Source organism: Lysinibacillus sp. fls2-241-R2A-57, from assembly GCF_030209535.1.
GTDB lineage: Bacteria > Bacillota > Bacilli > Bacillales_A > Planococcaceae > Lysinibacillus.
On record NZ_JARVRU010000070.1, the window covers coordinates 1 to 15,120 of the forward strand.

The 15,120-nt window shown below is 38.8% G+C and carries 11 protein-coding genes and 1 other RNA gene; 6 read left to right on the plus strand and 6 right to left on the minus strand.

What is annotated here, in order from left to right:
• The first annotated feature begins 61 nt into the window (after positions 1-61).
• Positions 62-1,231, plus strand: coding sequence for a site-specific integrase (locus QRN68_RS12790; protein ID WP_285397280.1), 1,170 nt, complete (start codon positions 62-64; stop codon positions 1,229-1,231).
• Positions 1,232-1,379: 148 nt separating this feature from the next.
• Here the strand turns inward: QRN68_RS12790 and ssrA are convergent.
• The 6 genes from ssrA to secG all read right to left on the minus strand — a co-directional run bounded on the left by ssrA (position 1,380) and on the right by secG (position 7,840).
• Positions 1,380-1,735: a transfer-messenger RNA gene (gene ssrA, locus QRN68_RS12795) on the minus strand.
• A 184-nt stretch (positions 1,736-1,919) separates the two neighbouring features.
• On the minus strand, positions 1,920-2,648 hold the full coding sequence (locus tag QRN68_RS12800) for a hypothetical protein (protein WP_285397281.1): 729 nt from the start codon (positions 2,646-2,648) through the stop codon (positions 1,920-1,922).
• Positions 2,649-2,833: 185 nt separating this feature from the next.
• On the minus strand, positions 2,834-3,298 hold the full coding sequence (gene smpB / locus QRN68_RS12805) for an SsrA-binding protein SmpB (RefSeq protein ID WP_079561397.1): 465 nt from the start codon (positions 3,296-3,298) through the stop codon (positions 2,834-2,836).
• 100 nt (positions 3,299-3,398) lie between these two features.
• The gene (rnr, locus tag QRN68_RS12810; RefSeq protein ID WP_285397282.1) at positions 3,399-5,903 is read right to left on the minus strand and encodes a ribonuclease R; all 2,505 of its coding nucleotides are present in this window, start codon (positions 5,901-5,903) and stop codon (positions 3,399-3,401) included.
• A 36-nt stretch (positions 5,904-5,939) separates the two neighbouring features.
• The gene (locus tag QRN68_RS12815; protein WP_285397283.1) at positions 5,940-6,686 is read right to left on the minus strand and encodes an alpha/beta hydrolase; all 747 of its coding nucleotides are present in this window, start codon (positions 6,684-6,686) and stop codon (positions 5,940-5,942) included.
• A 926-nt stretch (positions 6,687-7,612) separates the two neighbouring features.
• Positions 7,613-7,840: a preprotein translocase subunit SecG gene (secG, locus tag QRN68_RS12820; protein WP_068986825.1), complete on the minus strand. Its 228-nt coding sequence runs from the start codon at positions 7,838-7,840 to the stop codon at positions 7,613-7,615.
• A 434-nt stretch (positions 7,841-8,274) separates the two neighbouring features.
• Between secG and QRN68_RS12825 the strand changes: the two genes are divergently transcribed.
• From QRN68_RS12825 to dltB, 5 genes are all read left to right on the plus strand, one after another.
• A complete protein-coding gene (locus QRN68_RS12825) occupies positions 8,275-9,513 on the plus strand; it encodes a transglutaminase domain-containing protein (protein ID WP_285397284.1) in 1,239 nt (412 codons plus the stop codon).
• Positions 9,514-9,680: 167 nt separating this feature from the next.
• On the plus strand, positions 9,681-11,336 hold the full coding sequence (locus tag QRN68_RS12830) for an alkaline phosphatase (RefSeq protein ID WP_285397285.1): 1,656 nt from the start codon (positions 9,681-9,683) through the stop codon (positions 11,334-11,336).
• A 943-nt stretch (positions 11,337-12,279) separates the two neighbouring features.
• Entirely contained in the window at positions 12,280-12,417 is a 138-nt protein-coding gene (locus QRN68_RS12835; protein ID WP_285397286.1) for a teichoic acid D-Ala incorporation-associated protein DltX, read from the plus strand.
• Between the two features lie 18 nt (positions 12,418-12,435).
• Positions 12,436-13,908 (plus strand): D-alanine--poly(phosphoribitol) ligase subunit DltA, encoded by a 1,473-nt coding sequence (gene dltA / locus QRN68_RS12840; protein ID WP_285397287.1) that lies wholly within the window; start codon positions 12,436-12,438, stop codon positions 13,906-13,908.
• Positions 13,905-15,068, plus strand: a complete 1,164-nt coding sequence (gene dltB / locus QRN68_RS12845; RefSeq protein WP_285397288.1) for a D-alanyl-lipoteichoic acid biosynthesis protein DltB — start codon at positions 13,905-13,907, stop codon at positions 15,066-15,068. Before dltA ends, dltB begins: the two co-directional genes overlap by 4 nt.
• The last annotated feature ends 52 nt before the right edge of the window (positions 15,069-15,120 follow it).

The window sequence follows — 15,120 nt, forward strand, 5'->3', positions numbered from 1 at the left end:
ACTATCTTAAAAACGGGTCAAACCGTTGATATACCAACATTTATAGAGGGAGGAATTAATAATGGAAAAAAGGAAAAGTTCTACTATTGAAAGCTACGTCCTAAAGAATGGACAGAAACGTTATCAATTTCAGCTATATGTTGGCACGAATCCTCTAACTGGAAAACAGCAAAGAACGACTAGAAGAGGCTTTAAAACGCTAAAAGAAGCAAAATTAGAGATTGCTCGTCTAAAATTAGAAATAGGTAAAGGTACATTTAAATCTGTTGTTATAGAAACATACCAAGATATTTATAATCTCTGGGTTGTGCAATATGAAAAAACAGTTGAAGAAAGTACCTTTATTAAAACAACGAGGATTTTCAAAAATCATATTTTGCCAACTCTAGGAATTTACAAAATTGATAAATTGAATGTAGATTTATGTCAATGTTCAGTAGATCAATGGGCGTCTAAATTAAAAAATTTCAAAATGGTTAAAGCCTATGCAGCTAAAGTTTTGGACTTTGCGATTAAACGCGACTATATAAAAAATAATCCTTTTGCTTTAGTGGACCTTCCTAATAAGCGGAAACTTAAATATATGGATTCTATTACTGAGTTTGAAAACTTCTATACAAAAGAAGAATTAGTAGAATTCCTTGCTAGCTTAGAAAAAGAAAATAACTACAAAGCTTTCGCTTTCTTCCGTCTTCTATCTTTTAGTGGTATGCGCAAAGGTGAAGCCCTGGCCTTAACATGGAATGACATTGATTTTATTAATCAAGAAATCACTATAAATAAAGCTATTTCCAGAGGTAAAGATAACGCTCTATATGAAAAATCGACAAAGACTGCTACATCGAGAACAATTAAAATGGATGAAGAAACTCTAAAGATTCTTAAACGATGGAAGAAGCAACAACAAGAGGATTATTTGATTATTGGTTATAATACTTTGAAAAAGGGCCAATTAGTATTTAGTAACAATCGTAATGAATACTTGCAGCCAACGAAGACTAGAAAATGGATTTTACAAGTCCAAGAAAAATATGTACTCAAAAAAGTTACTACACATGGATTACGTCATACGCACTGCTCTCTCTTATTAGAGGCGGGAGCTAGTATCAAAGAAGTCCAAGATCGTTTAGGTTACTCAGACGTCAAAACCACGATGGATATCTATGCTCACGTAACTGAAAAAGCAAAAGCTGAAGCGATTCAAAAATTCGAAAACTACCTAAATATGTGATCTGTTTTTGACTACGTATTGTGCATTTTTTGACTACGTATTTGACTACATCCATTTGAAATGGATTAAAATTAAATGAAACAGAAGAAAATAAAAAACCCTTGATATACAAGGGTTTTAACATTGTTTGAAATCCATTGATTTCGTAATATGGAGACGGCGGGAGTCGAACCCGCGTCCAGAAACTCCAATACTTCAGCTTCTACGCGTGTAGTTTGCCTATTTACGATTCACGTAGCATTATGCCGACAAACAGGCGTCCTGTACGCTAACCTGGAAATCTCTTGTCGGTGACTCAGGTGGCACCATCGACCGTATCCCACTAAAGTTGGGCCCTACGTTCTCTACATGGGCGATAGAGAGGCAGAGCGCTTAAGAGCTTACGCTGCGAAAGCTAAGTTTTGTTGTTTGCCAGTTATTATATAACTTCCGTTGATGACGGAGCCGAGACCTCCGACGCGCGACCAAAGCTTGAACCATCCCTGTCGAATCCGTAACGTCCCCTTGAATATGAATCGAAGCATGTTGCTTCGTTCAAGCAAAGGAGCTAGAATTTCTTCTAGTACGGTGGGAGCTTAAAAGTACGCTTCCATGTAATCTGGCAATCAGTAATTCATATTATAAAACAAATCTTGCTATAGTTCAAGTGTCCCGCTACGATAGAAAAAATTGGCTAAATCAATTTTTTTTATTTAATGATCTTGAATTTCAAATCTCTTAATCGTAAAATCAGCTTTCCTAATCTGGAATCTGTGAGATAGCCGTAATAGACCTCTACTTCTTGTCCACCAAAGCCTACCTTGAATTCATTAATTTCCTCCTTGTTCGTTACTGCGCCGAAGTCATAGCGTGCGTAGCCTTTGCTTCGGAACATCATGATATTTTCCCAAAGTAAATACCGATTGGCGAAGCGGATTTGTTGCTTTAAATCTGGTCTATCCTTGATCCAGACAGCGGTACCTGTATATAAATTAAAGACGATATCTTCATCGACTATGTAAAGCCGATAGCACAGTGCCTCACCTTTGTCGTTTTGGAGCTTTGTATAGACGAGTGCGCCTTTTTCGCGAAGTAGTTTTAAGGTTTGCATATGAAATTTTTGAACGCGATCTGTATTTTTTATTTTGGCAAAGGCGTTGTAAAATTGCTGGAATTCCAATAGTTCTTGATTAGAAGGGTTTTCTTTTACGATGACTTCATAGGGCTCTTTTTTGGCGCGGCGTAGCATATAGCGATTCATTTTTGATAAATTCGCTACTAGGATTTCTTCATCTTGCTGTAGCATGATTTGCAGTGTCTTTTGAGTTTGGAGCGATTGTGCAGGTCGCTTTGTTTGATGGTAGCAAACTAGCTTTTTTCTTTCACTGGCATTATTGCGTTCTTCGGCAAAATAAATGTGCTCTATGTTCATAAACATAAATTTTCGTCGTATTGTAAGAATGTTCATTACCTCCTATATGCGGTAAAGTTGTTTATCCTTTATTATATTTTTAAATCGACGTCCTTTAGAACAAGCCCTGAAAATTCTATCCATCCACCTCACACAACCCACATACAAAAAGCTCACCATCCGAAAATAGTGAGCTTTCTAACAATCTATTATTATTGGTTTTTCGATTTGAAGGCGCGTTCCATGTCGCGTTTCGCTTCTTTTTTGCGCATGTCGTTACGTTTGTCGTAATCTTTTTTCCCTTTGCCGACGCCGATTAATAGCTTGGCGTAGCCGTCTTTAATGTACATTTTTAATGGGACAATTGTGTAGCCGTCACGTTTTACGGCACCGACTAACTCGCCGATTTGCTTTTTATGTAGCAGCAATTTGCGGGCGCGTAGTGGGTCGTGATTGAAACGGTTGCCTTGTTCGAATGAGCTGACATGCATATTGTTAATCCATGCTTCACCGCTGCGGATTTGTACATAGGATTCTTTTAGTTGGACCCTTCCTGCACGGATGGATTTAATTTCTGTGCCCGTTAGCACCATGCCCGCTTCGATTGTCTCTTCAATGAAGTAGTCGTGCCCGGCTTTTTTGTTTTGTGCTAATACTTTCCCAGTACCTTTTGCCATATAAATTCACCCTCTACTTAAAGGTTAGCAGGGAGTACCTGCTTTATTATTGATTAAGCGAAAGCACCAGTAAAGTGATATTGGTGCTTTCGCCTTTCTTTTATTTACGTTTTGATTTTTTCTTTTTGCCTTTTTTTGCAACGCCTTCGTAGAATTTCTGCTTTTGCTTTACGCCTTTTTTAGGGCCTGGGCTTGAGCCATCTTTGCGGCGTCCTCGTGGATCACAGTCGCTTTCACGTCGCTCTCCTTGTCCGCCTTGTCTTTCTTCAGTGCGACCACTACGACTGCCACGTCCGCTTCTTTCATCTTCGTTGCGACCACTGCGACTGCCACGTCCGCCTCGTTCTTCTTCGTTGCGTCCGCCTCTGCGATTGCCACGACTACTACGTTCGCCCTTGTTCTCGCTATAATTTTTACGTGCGTGAATAACAGTTGGTGCTGCTTTTCGAGTTCGTCCATACGACGTTACCATTCCGACGATTTCAAAGTCAATCGATGACTCCTCAATAATAACATTTGCTACACGTACTGTTACTTCATCCCCGATACGGAATTGACGATTTGTACGTTCACCAATCATAATCATTTGACGGTCGTCAAAACGATAGTAGTCATCTGTCATATTGCTAATATGAACAAGTCCTTCGATCGTATTTGGAAGCTCCACGAAAATCCCGAAGTTTGTAATAGACGATACGATCCCTTCAAACTCCTCACCAATTTTATCGGACATATATTGTGCTTTTTTCAGCGCATCCGTATCGCGCTCTGCATCGACAGCACGGCGTTCACGCTCTGACGTATGATCCGCAATTTCATCCATTGCCATGCCCCACTGTGCAACTGTTTCTCTCGACGTATCTTTATTAATTAAATACGTTCGAATTAAACGATGCACGATTAAGTCCGGATAACGGCGAATTGGTGACGTAAAGTGTGTATAGAAATCAGTTGATAAACCAAAGTGGCCTAAGCTTTCAGGATAATATTTTGCCTGTTGCATCGAGCGTAGAAGCATTGTTGAAATAACAGGCTCCTCAGGCATGCCTTCAATGGCTTTTAATACATCTTGTAGCGCTTTCGGATGTACAGTGTTTCCTGTACCTTTTATTAAAATACCGAAGTTCGTGACAAATTCAAAGAAGCGTTGTAGCTTTTCTGGCTTTGGATCTTCGTGAATACGATAAAGGAACGGTACATTCATCCAATGGAAATGCTCTGCTACTGTTTCATTGGCCGCTAGCATGAAATCTTCAATTAATTTCTCAGCTACTGTACGTTCACGTAATTCAATATCGATTGGCCAGCCATCTTCGTCCACGATCACTTTAGATTCTTTAAAGTCAAAGTCAATAGCACCACGCATTTCACGTTTAGTACGTAAAATGTTTGACAGCTCAGCCATATGTTTAAACATTGGTACTAGTGGCTCATAGCGGGCCATTAACTCCTTGTCCTGCTCCTCTAAAATCTTGTATACGTCTTTATATGTCATACGTTCTGTCGTTTTAATGACACTTTGGAAAATTTCATGTGAAATGACATTACCATTTGCATCAATAATCATTTCACAAGACAGTACTAAACGGTCAACCTGTGGATTTAATGAACAGATGCCATTCGATAGTCGATGTGGAATCATCGGAATAACGCGGTCTGTTAAATATACACTCGTCGCACGATCATAAGCTTCGATATCTATTACAGAGCCTTGAGTTACATAATAACTAACGTCTGCAATATGTACGCCTAGTTTATAAGTACCGTCTACGTTTTTCGTTACGGTTACAGCATCATCCAAGTCCTTTGCATCAGCACCATCGATTGTCACAATCGTTTCATGACGTAAATCACGGCGACCTTCTAAATCTGCCGCTGTAATTTCATCTGGCACACTTTGTGCAACAGCAACCACTTCTTCTGGGAATTCAGGTGGAATGTCATGCTTATATAAAATAGATAGAATGTCAACACCTGGGTCATTTTTGTGCCCTAAAATTTTCGTAATATAGCCTGTAGCTGATTTTAAATCCTCTGGCCAAGTAGCCACCTCAACGACAACCTTGTGTCCGTCGACAGCTCCTAACGTATCACCTTTAGCAATGAAAATGTCCATCGGTAGTTTTTTGTCATCTAACACAACAAAGCCAAAGCCTCGATTTGCTTGGAACGTCCCGACAAAGCTTGTTTGTCCTCGTTCTACTACCTTTGTCACTGTTCCTTCACGGCGATCGCCGAATGATTCCTTTAACACACGGATAAGTACGATATCACCGTTTATTGCACCGTTTACTTCATGCGGTGGAATGAAAACATCATCCATCCCTTCAATATCAGGTGTAACAAAGCCGAAGCCTTTCGCATGCCCGATAAATTTACCTCGCAGTAAATTCATACGCTCTGGCAAGCCATAACGATTAGAGCGAGAACGAACAACTAAACCTTGCCCCTCCATACGCACTAACGTTTTCACTAATTCTTTAAATTCGTCAGCATCCTCAAAGCCAAATACGTCCTCGATTTCGCCAACTGTTAATGGTTTATAATCTTCTTCACGGAAAAAATCGAGTAACCGACTTTGTAGTGAATTTTTTTGGTCTTTCATAATTTCCCTCCTTCATGAGAAAATCCTTCTTATGTTTTATTGTGCCCAATTTAGGCTTTCTAAAAAGTGATAAATATCTTCATGTAACTGATCTTTTTCTTGATCTAACGTAATAACATGCTTTGAGTTTTCATACCACTTGATTTGTTTTTCAAGTGACTCAGTTTGATTATATATAATGTTGGCAGATTCTGTCTCAATTACCTCGTCATTTGTCGCTTGTACGACAAAAATTGGTGCATAAATCATGTCAATTTGCTGACGCGTCTGATCAATAAATTCTCGCAACTCTTGTAAAGATGGCATGCCCTTTTCAGCAATTAACGAAACTTCAGCTTCGATTTGCTCTTCATCTTTACCTTGGAACTTTTTATAGTCCCTTGCATATTTCAGGACACCTTCGAACATAATGTCCGTTGTGCGCATCGTCATCGGGGAACACATCGTCACGATACCTTTAACTGGGTTATTCAGCGCAACGTTTAAAGCCATCACACCACCCAACGACAATCCAGCCACAGCAATTTCCTGATAGCCCGCTTCCTGTAGCTGTTTGTACGCAGCTATGACATCCTGCCACCAATCAGCAGGACCTGTTGTAATAAGTTCCTCCGGTTCCACACCGTGACCTTTATAATGAGGCGCTAATGTAGTATACCCTTTTTTCTCTAAAAACCTACCAAGCATTCGCACATCCGCCGAGCTTCCTGTAAACCCATGCAGTAATAAAACCGCTCGTGATCCTGCTTGAAAGAAAAAAGGCTGTGATAATGATTTTTTCATCGCGAGCTCTCCTTCATCCTAATACATACTATAACTATTATAGCCATACTGAAGCCTCCTCAAAAGCTTTGGCGATTGTTACTTTTTTTATGAGGTTTTATTGGTTAATTTGATGGGTCTTTTTGGCATTTTGATGGTCTTTCTTGCATTTTGATGGTCTTTCCGGCATTTTGAGGATTCTATCCGTCATTTTGGCTCTTCTATCCACGATTTTGATGGTTCTATCCACGATTCTAGGGATTCTATCCACGAATTTGATGGTTCTATCCACGACTCTAGCTTTTCCATCTATCATTTTCAGATTCGCGGGTATTCGCCTTGCTTTCGCGGGTATTCGCCCTGCTTTCGCGGGTATTGCTTTGCTTCGCGGGTATTCGCCTCGCTTTCGCGGGTATTTCCCTGCTCAGCGCGGGTATTCGCTTCGCTTCCGCGGGTATTGCTCTGCTTCGCGGGTATTCCCCCTGCTTCCGCGGGTATTCGCCTTGCTTTCGCGGGTATTCGCTTCGCTTCCGCGGGTATTCGCCTTGCTTCCGCGGGTATTCGCTTCGCTTCCGCGGGTATTGCTTTGCTTCGCGGGTATTCCCCCTGCTTTCGCGGGTATTCGCCCTGCTTCCGCGGGTATTCGCCCTGCTTCCGCGGGTATTCGCCTTGCTTCCGCAGGTATTCGCCCTGCTTCCGCGGGTACTGCTCTGCTTCGCGGGTATTCCCCCTGCTTTCGCGGGTATTCGCCTCGCTTCCGCGGGTATTCGCCTTGCTTCCGCGGGTATTCCCCCTGCTTTCGCGGGTATTCGCCCTGCTTCCGCGGGTATTTCCCTCCCCCGCGCGGGTATTCACTTTACTGAACTAACTATGTATTGGCGTCCAAATAATTAGCACCATAAAAGAAAACGCCCAACCAGTAAGGTTAGGCGATATATCTTCAACTATTAGATTTTTGTAATAGCGAGTGCTAAAATAAAGAATAATATTGCTAACACAACTGTTGCACGGTGAAGGATTAGATCCATACCACGTGCTTTTTGCTTTCCAAATAGTTGTTCAGCTCCACCCGAGATGGCACCTGACAAGCCTGCACTTTTACTAGATTGAAGTAATACTACAACGATCAACGCTATTGATACGATTATTAATGAAACTAATACTACTGTATGCATCCACTGCACCTCCCGAACTTCGAACATCACAACAAATCACATTATAACAAAAAAAGGTTGCCTTGACAAACTGAGATTAATAAATAACCTTATTTTTCCCATTTAAGTTATTTTTAAACCCTTTGCCATAACGCGAGATTGATTACCGTTCCGACTGGGGCGTCCGATAAGCCGCTTAAGCCAACACGATGTTGGTCACGAAGGCGTTATCACAGGATGTGATGCTCTTAGCCTTCGTCCTCTTCTGGCTCGCTCCATAGTCTCATCTATGACGCTGATCCCCAAGGAGTCGCCCAGTCGGAACGAAGATCAATTTTTAATATAAATGTCATTCCCATCTATTGGTGAAGAATTTAGTTTTACAAAAAATAGATAACACCTCCTTAACGCATTAACCTATAATAGTTAAAAATGTAATAATACTGGAGGTATATATGAAGAAGTATATGTGGCTGATTTTTTTGCTCATTCCTTTAAGCTTGCTTACCGCTTGTTCAGCTACTTTTAAGGCAATCAATGCACTAGTAGACGAGGAACCTGAATCGCAAGAAGAAGCCTTTACAGAAGACAAGCAACCCGCTAGCAAAGCGCCATCCGCAGATTTTTCAACAGATGATCTTTTTTCAACGACATTATTCAAAAAAGATCCTGCTTTGCTTCAATTTTCAAAGATCATTGAAAAGCGAATATCAAAATTCGAGCCAAACTTTAAAGTATTATATAGAGGAAAATTAGATTGGGATACACTTAAAGTACAGCTAAATGATATAAAAAGCTTAATTTCCTTTGTTAACCCTTATACTGCAGGTTATATCGACAGTTTCACATGTGAAGCAATAGAAACGGATAACGGTTACTTAATCGAATTTAATTTTACATATTTCTCAGATGCCGAGAAAGAAAAGTTAGTTGATTCTTATGTTCAAGAATTTGCTAATTTGTATATTACAAATGACATGGATGACTTTAGTCGTGCTAAAACCATCAATGACTATATCGTACAACTAGCTACTTATTCTGGAGAAAGTGAGACTTATGGTCAAACAGTTTATGAATTAATCAGTAAAGAAACTGGGGTTTGTCAAGCTTACGCATTACTAGCCTATCGTTTATTTTTAGCGGCTGGTCTCGATGTTAAATACGTTTATGGCTACAGCGATAATCAGCTTCATGCATGGAATTTAGTAAGTATTGACGGTAATTGGTATCATATTGATACGACTTGGAATGATGTCGATCCTAATGAGCCTTATGCTATTTCCTACGCATATTTTTTAGTGAATGACGAAAAACTAAGTGAAGATCATCTATGGGTAAGGGAAAACTATGTTGTTGCTACAAGTAATGCTTACGATTTTATGCATGATATGTGGTACGCAGATACTGTTGGCAACGTTATTTATTATACTAGCATAACCGACAGCATGGTATACGCTTATGACATAGCAACAAAACAAACTGCACAAATTACTGAATCAGCCTGCTACTACTTAGCTGCTGATGACAATGCGGTTTATTGCAGTGATTATGATAATGCAGGCTATTTAACAAAAATTAATGTAAACGATGGCTCAGAGGAAGTGTTATTAGAAGAAGAAGTTCTAAACTTGTTCATTGATGAAGATGGTGTTTTACTTTATGAAACAATTGACGGTGAAGAACATTCTTTCTAACCCAGCCATAAAATTACTGAAAGAATCTGCTAGCTTCCATCAATGGATAGTAAGCAGATTCTATTTTCCCCCTTCAATACTACATTAAGTCCAATTTTCCCACTTTCACTCTTAATAGCAACTTTCCTTTACACTTACTTTTTGAATTCACCTAAAGGAGGCAAATCATGAAATACTCAAAAAAATGGTGTTCATTGTTTTTTGCAAGTGCCCTTATTTTATCGTCGTTTAGTATCGCTCAACCGGAAGTACAAGCAGCTGAAGTAAAGAAGCCAACAAATGTTATTATGCTTGTGATGGATGGCAGTAGTAATAGTGCCGTTACACTTTCTCGTTGGTATAAAGGTGAAAGCTTGGCAATGGACGGAATTTTATCAGGTGCCGTGCGTACGTACTCTGCTGAATCGGCAATTACAGACTCAGCTCCTGCCGCTACTGCGTTAGCAACTGGTCATAAATCAAATGATAATTATGTCGGTGTGTTACCGTCTGTTATTAATTCGCCAGGGCTAGAGAAAATTGCTAAAGAGGATGCCTTTAAACCTGTAGCCAATGTTTTAGAAGGGGCTAAACAACAGGGCAAGGCAACAGGATTGATTTCAACTTCTGAAATTCAACATGCGACACCAGCAGGATTTTCTGCACATGTTAATAATAGAAGCCAATATGATAACATCGCTGAGCAGCAAGTTTATCAAAATATTGATGTCGTATTAGGTGGCGGCTTTGAGTCTCTGGCGCCAGGCTCAACAAAAAATGCTCGTAAAGATGGCGAGAATTTAGTAGATGTCCTAAAAGAAAAAAATTATGACATCGTTAAAACACGCGATGAGCTCCTAAATAGCCATTCATCAAAAATTTGGGGAAGCTTTGCTCCAGGTGCCCTTGCCTTCGATTTGGATCGGGCTACAACAAAAGCATCTGAACCAACTCTTGCTGAGATGACGAATAAAGCAATTAATACGCTGAAAAAGGATGAGGACGGCTTCTTCTTATTTGTAGAAGGCAGTAAGGTGGACTGGGCGGCTCATGCCAATGACACAATCGGTATCATTAGCGACATTCTATCCTTTGATGCTGCAGTGAAAGAAGCCGTTGATTTTGCAAAAGAAGATGGCAATACAATGGTCATTGCTGTTACAGACCATTGTAATAGTGGTATTTCAATGGGGAATGCCAACACGTCTAGTACTTACGCTAGCATACCTGTATCTGCCTATATCGATCCTCTGAAGAAAGCTACAATGACAATTGAAGGTGCGTTAAGCTATTTAAAAAAAGATAAATCAAATATTGTAGAAGTCGCTGCACTTTATGGATTAGATAATTTATCTAAAGGCGAGCTAGCAACATTAAAATCGACTAAAGACATCGGCAAAGAAATGGTAAAAATGCTTGCAAATCGTGCAAACATTGGCTATACAACTGGTGGGCATACGGGTGAAGATGTATTTTTATACTCATACGGGCCATCAAAAATTACAGGCCTTGTAGAAAACACTGATTTAGCACATTCAATGGCACAGTTTATGGGCTTTGATTTAAATAAGCTTACAGATGATTTATATATCCCCGCTACAAAAGAATTCAAAGAAAAAGGCTATACAACTAAAATTGACTTAGCTGACAAAGAAAACCCTAAGTTTATTGCACAAAAAAATGATGTAACAGTTACAATCCCCGTGAATAAGAACACGTTGATGTATGAGGACTCCTCAACAAAGACGACAAAGACGACAAAGACTCATACTTTTGACACAATCAATGTCTACAACGGCACTGAATTTTACGTTTCAAAAAAAGTTTTAAATGTAATCAAATAATACTTAGGGTGCTATCATAAGTTGAGATAATTAACTGATGATAGCACTTTTCTTTTGCTCAATATGTATCGCAACAGCCCTCAAAAGATTGCCAACTCCATAATCTGCTTAATATCCCCCTTTTTCATCCCATTATTTTAGAAACGGGAGGCTTGTGTACTGCCGCTGCCACTTTCGTTTGCTGAAAGAGGTAAAAAATAATACCGACATTTTCCATTGAGTTTACTTTGATTTTACTTTTATTCATTAAGCTTAATATAATGCGTTGAAAATGGTAATAATAAACAATATAAAAGCTGTTCGGCACATCACCAAAAGTTGTGGATAACATTTTTTTAATATATGCCTTGTATATTAGTTGATTGGAGTAGGGGCTGGTCGTGCCCAGTCGGAACGGAAATCAACCACACGTTATTGTGTGTTCATCCATTAAGCGAGCGTGCAATAACGCAAGGAAGTTTATCGCTCACGACCTTTTACCAAAAGTTAGGAATGACATTTATTAAAACGTATGGTATTTATATAAGTTGAGCGGAATGGAGACTGAGCGACTCCTTGGGGATTAATCCTGAAGCGAGCCTATCAGAGGAACGAAGGCTAAAAGGTAGGGCGTTCCACGGAAAACGTACAGTTGGAAACGAAAATCAATCACTCGTTATGTTATGAGCCGGCAAATTAAGTTGGAAAAACGACAATAATAAACCAATTTCTTTTCTTCCATTTTAACTAACTTTTCCAAATTCTTAATTTTACCTTAAACTTTTCTTATGATTTAATGAATAATTTAAAATTCGGCAACATTTTTCTCCACTTTCCGTCAAAACAGTGATAAAAATTTAATAAAAGGAAAAAAGGTTACTAAAAATAACTTGAAAAAATATGTATTTTTTTAGTATATTTACAAAGTTATATTCTTTTTTCATTTATAATTGGAGGTGGACATATGCAATCCATCAAAAATAATGAGCTTTTTCGTTTTATAGGCTTTACGTTATTTTATTTCATCATTTTGGTGCTCTTGTTTCTTATTCATGGCTTCCATGATATGAATGCAGGACCATTTATATATACTGAATTTTAAGAAAAGGAGATATATATTATGTTAAGTATTTTAGAGGCTATTCAAAATGTGGCACACGAACATCCACATCGAACTGCATATCAAACCAATACTGATTCCTTAACGTATGGTGAGCTTTGGGACCTTTCTGATCGTGTAGCGCAGTATTTAATGGCTCTTGATTTGAAAAGACAACAACCCATTGTCGTCTATGGGCATATGTCACCTTTACAAATCGTTGCCTTTTTAGGTGCTGTAAAGGCTGGTCATCCTTATGTACCTGTTGACTCGTCTACACCGTCTGAAAGGCTACAAATCATTATAGAAGCGTCTCAGGCTTGCTTACTACTAAAGACTGAAACGTTAAACACACACCAGTCAGTTCCTGTAGCTGAGGTAAGTGATATAGTGACTCAAACTACGAATATTTCGACGCAGCCTTCAACATGGGTTCAGGATCAAGAAATTTATTATATTATTTACACATCTGGTTCTACTGGGAAACCAAAGGGTGTCCAAATTACAGCCGATAATTTAGCGCACTTTGTTGCTTGGATGCATGAATACTTCCCATTACAAGAATCTGGAGTATTTTTAAATCAAGCGCCTTATTCCTTTGATTTATCTGTGATGGATTTATATCCTGCACTCGTTAGTGGGCAAACGCTTTACGCAATTACGCAAGAGCAAATTGCTAATCCAAAGGCGTTATTCGAATCATTGGCTACTTCTGGTATTCGAGTTTGGACTTCCACACCTTCCTTTGCGAAGATTTGTTTAATGAACAAAGAGTGGCATCAGGAGTTAATGCCTTCTTTAAATACTTTTTTATTCTGCGGAGAGGTTTTACCAATATCCTTAGCAAAAGAATTAATGCAACGCTTCCCACAAGCATCTATTTTTAATTTATATGGGCCTACTGAAACAACTGTTGCAGTATCCTATGTAGAAGTAACAGCGGAGCTTATGGAGCAATTTGACCAACTACCAATCGCCCCTCTATCTGAGCCTAATCTATCCTTACTAGAAGATGGCGAGATTATAATTTCTGGTCCAACTGTTAGTGCAGGCTATCTTGGAGCACCTGACTTAACACTTAAAGCTTTCCCTACAATAGAGGATCAACGTATTTATAAAACTGGGGACGTTGGTTATGAAAAGGATGGCTATCTGTTCTTTGCTGGACGAAAGGATTTCCAGGTAAAATTGCACGGTTATCGTTTAGAAATTGAAGAAATTGAAAAACAAATCGGCAATCTTCCACCTGTTTCTAGCTGTGTTGTTATACCTATCTATAAAGATGATGAGATTGTTTCACTAAGTGCATATATTGTTCTTCGAGAACCATTAACGGACTCTGCCTTCAAAATGACGAAGCAACTAAAAGCTTTGTTATCGGATTATTTACCATCTTATATGATTCCGAAAACATTCAAATACATTGACACTTTACCTTTAAATTCAAACGGTAAAGTTGATCGTAAAGGATTGGCGGTTATGGAAACAGTATGACGCCTTATGGAAATATAGGTTTTTTCATCATCATTGGTATTATGTTACTGCCAACAATTATTTTAGGGCTACGTGGGAAATCAGCTAAACGCTATAATATCTTTATTTCGATAATCATTTTAGCTATTATTTTTGGTAACTCCCTTAACGGCTCAATTTCTCTTATACTATTTACTGTTTTTCAGTTAGTATTAATTATTGTTTACCAAAAATATCGATTACAGAAGAATAGCACTTCCGTATTCGTAATCGCTGTGCTATTGTCAATTTTGCCACTTGTACTCGTGAAGGTTCTGCCAATACTTGGTCTTAAAAATCTATTCGGGTTTTTAGGGGTATCCTACATTACCTTTAAAGCGGTACAAATGATTTTAGAAACACGCGATGGCTTAATTAAAGATAAAATTTCGGTAGTTGAGCTTGCCTATTTCTTACTGTTCTTCCCAACAGTATCATCAGGACCTATTGATCGTTGGCGACGCTTTTCTAAAGATATGCACACAGTGCCGTCTGGTCAAGACTATCAAAAGTTACTGTTAAGTGGGATCAATTATATATTTGTAGGCTTTTTATATAAATTTATTGTGGCTTATTTAATATATAACTACACACTTATTTATTTACCAAATCAAACGTATAACTATTTGACACCTTTTCAAGGGCAAATAGCGTATATGTATATGTATAGTTTTTATTTATTTTTCGATTTTGCGGGTTACAGTGCTTTTGCGGTTGGTGTCAGTCGCATCATGGGTGTTCAAACGCCTATCAACTTTAACCGACCATTCACAAGCCGTAATATTAAAGACTTCTGGAATCGCTGGCATATGAGCCTTTCATTCTGGTTCCGAGATTATGTCTATATGCGCTTTGTGCTTTGGATGACGAAGAAAAAATGGATTAAAAACAAATACACAGTTTCGTATCTTGGCTTCTTTTTACTATTCTTCTTAATGGGGATTTGGCACGGATTGGAATGGCACTTTGTTGTCTACGGTCTCTACCATGCCTTGTTAATTATCAGCTTCGATAAATTTGAACGCTGGAATAAAAAACGTAAAATTTGGCCAAAAAATAAATGGACACATGCAATAGGAGTGTTTATCACTTTTAATGCAATTTGCTTTGGCTTCTATATTTTCTCAGGAAGATTATTTTAAACAACGGCTCTGTTCATGTTAATCGCTTATAACACAGCCTAAACAATAAAGG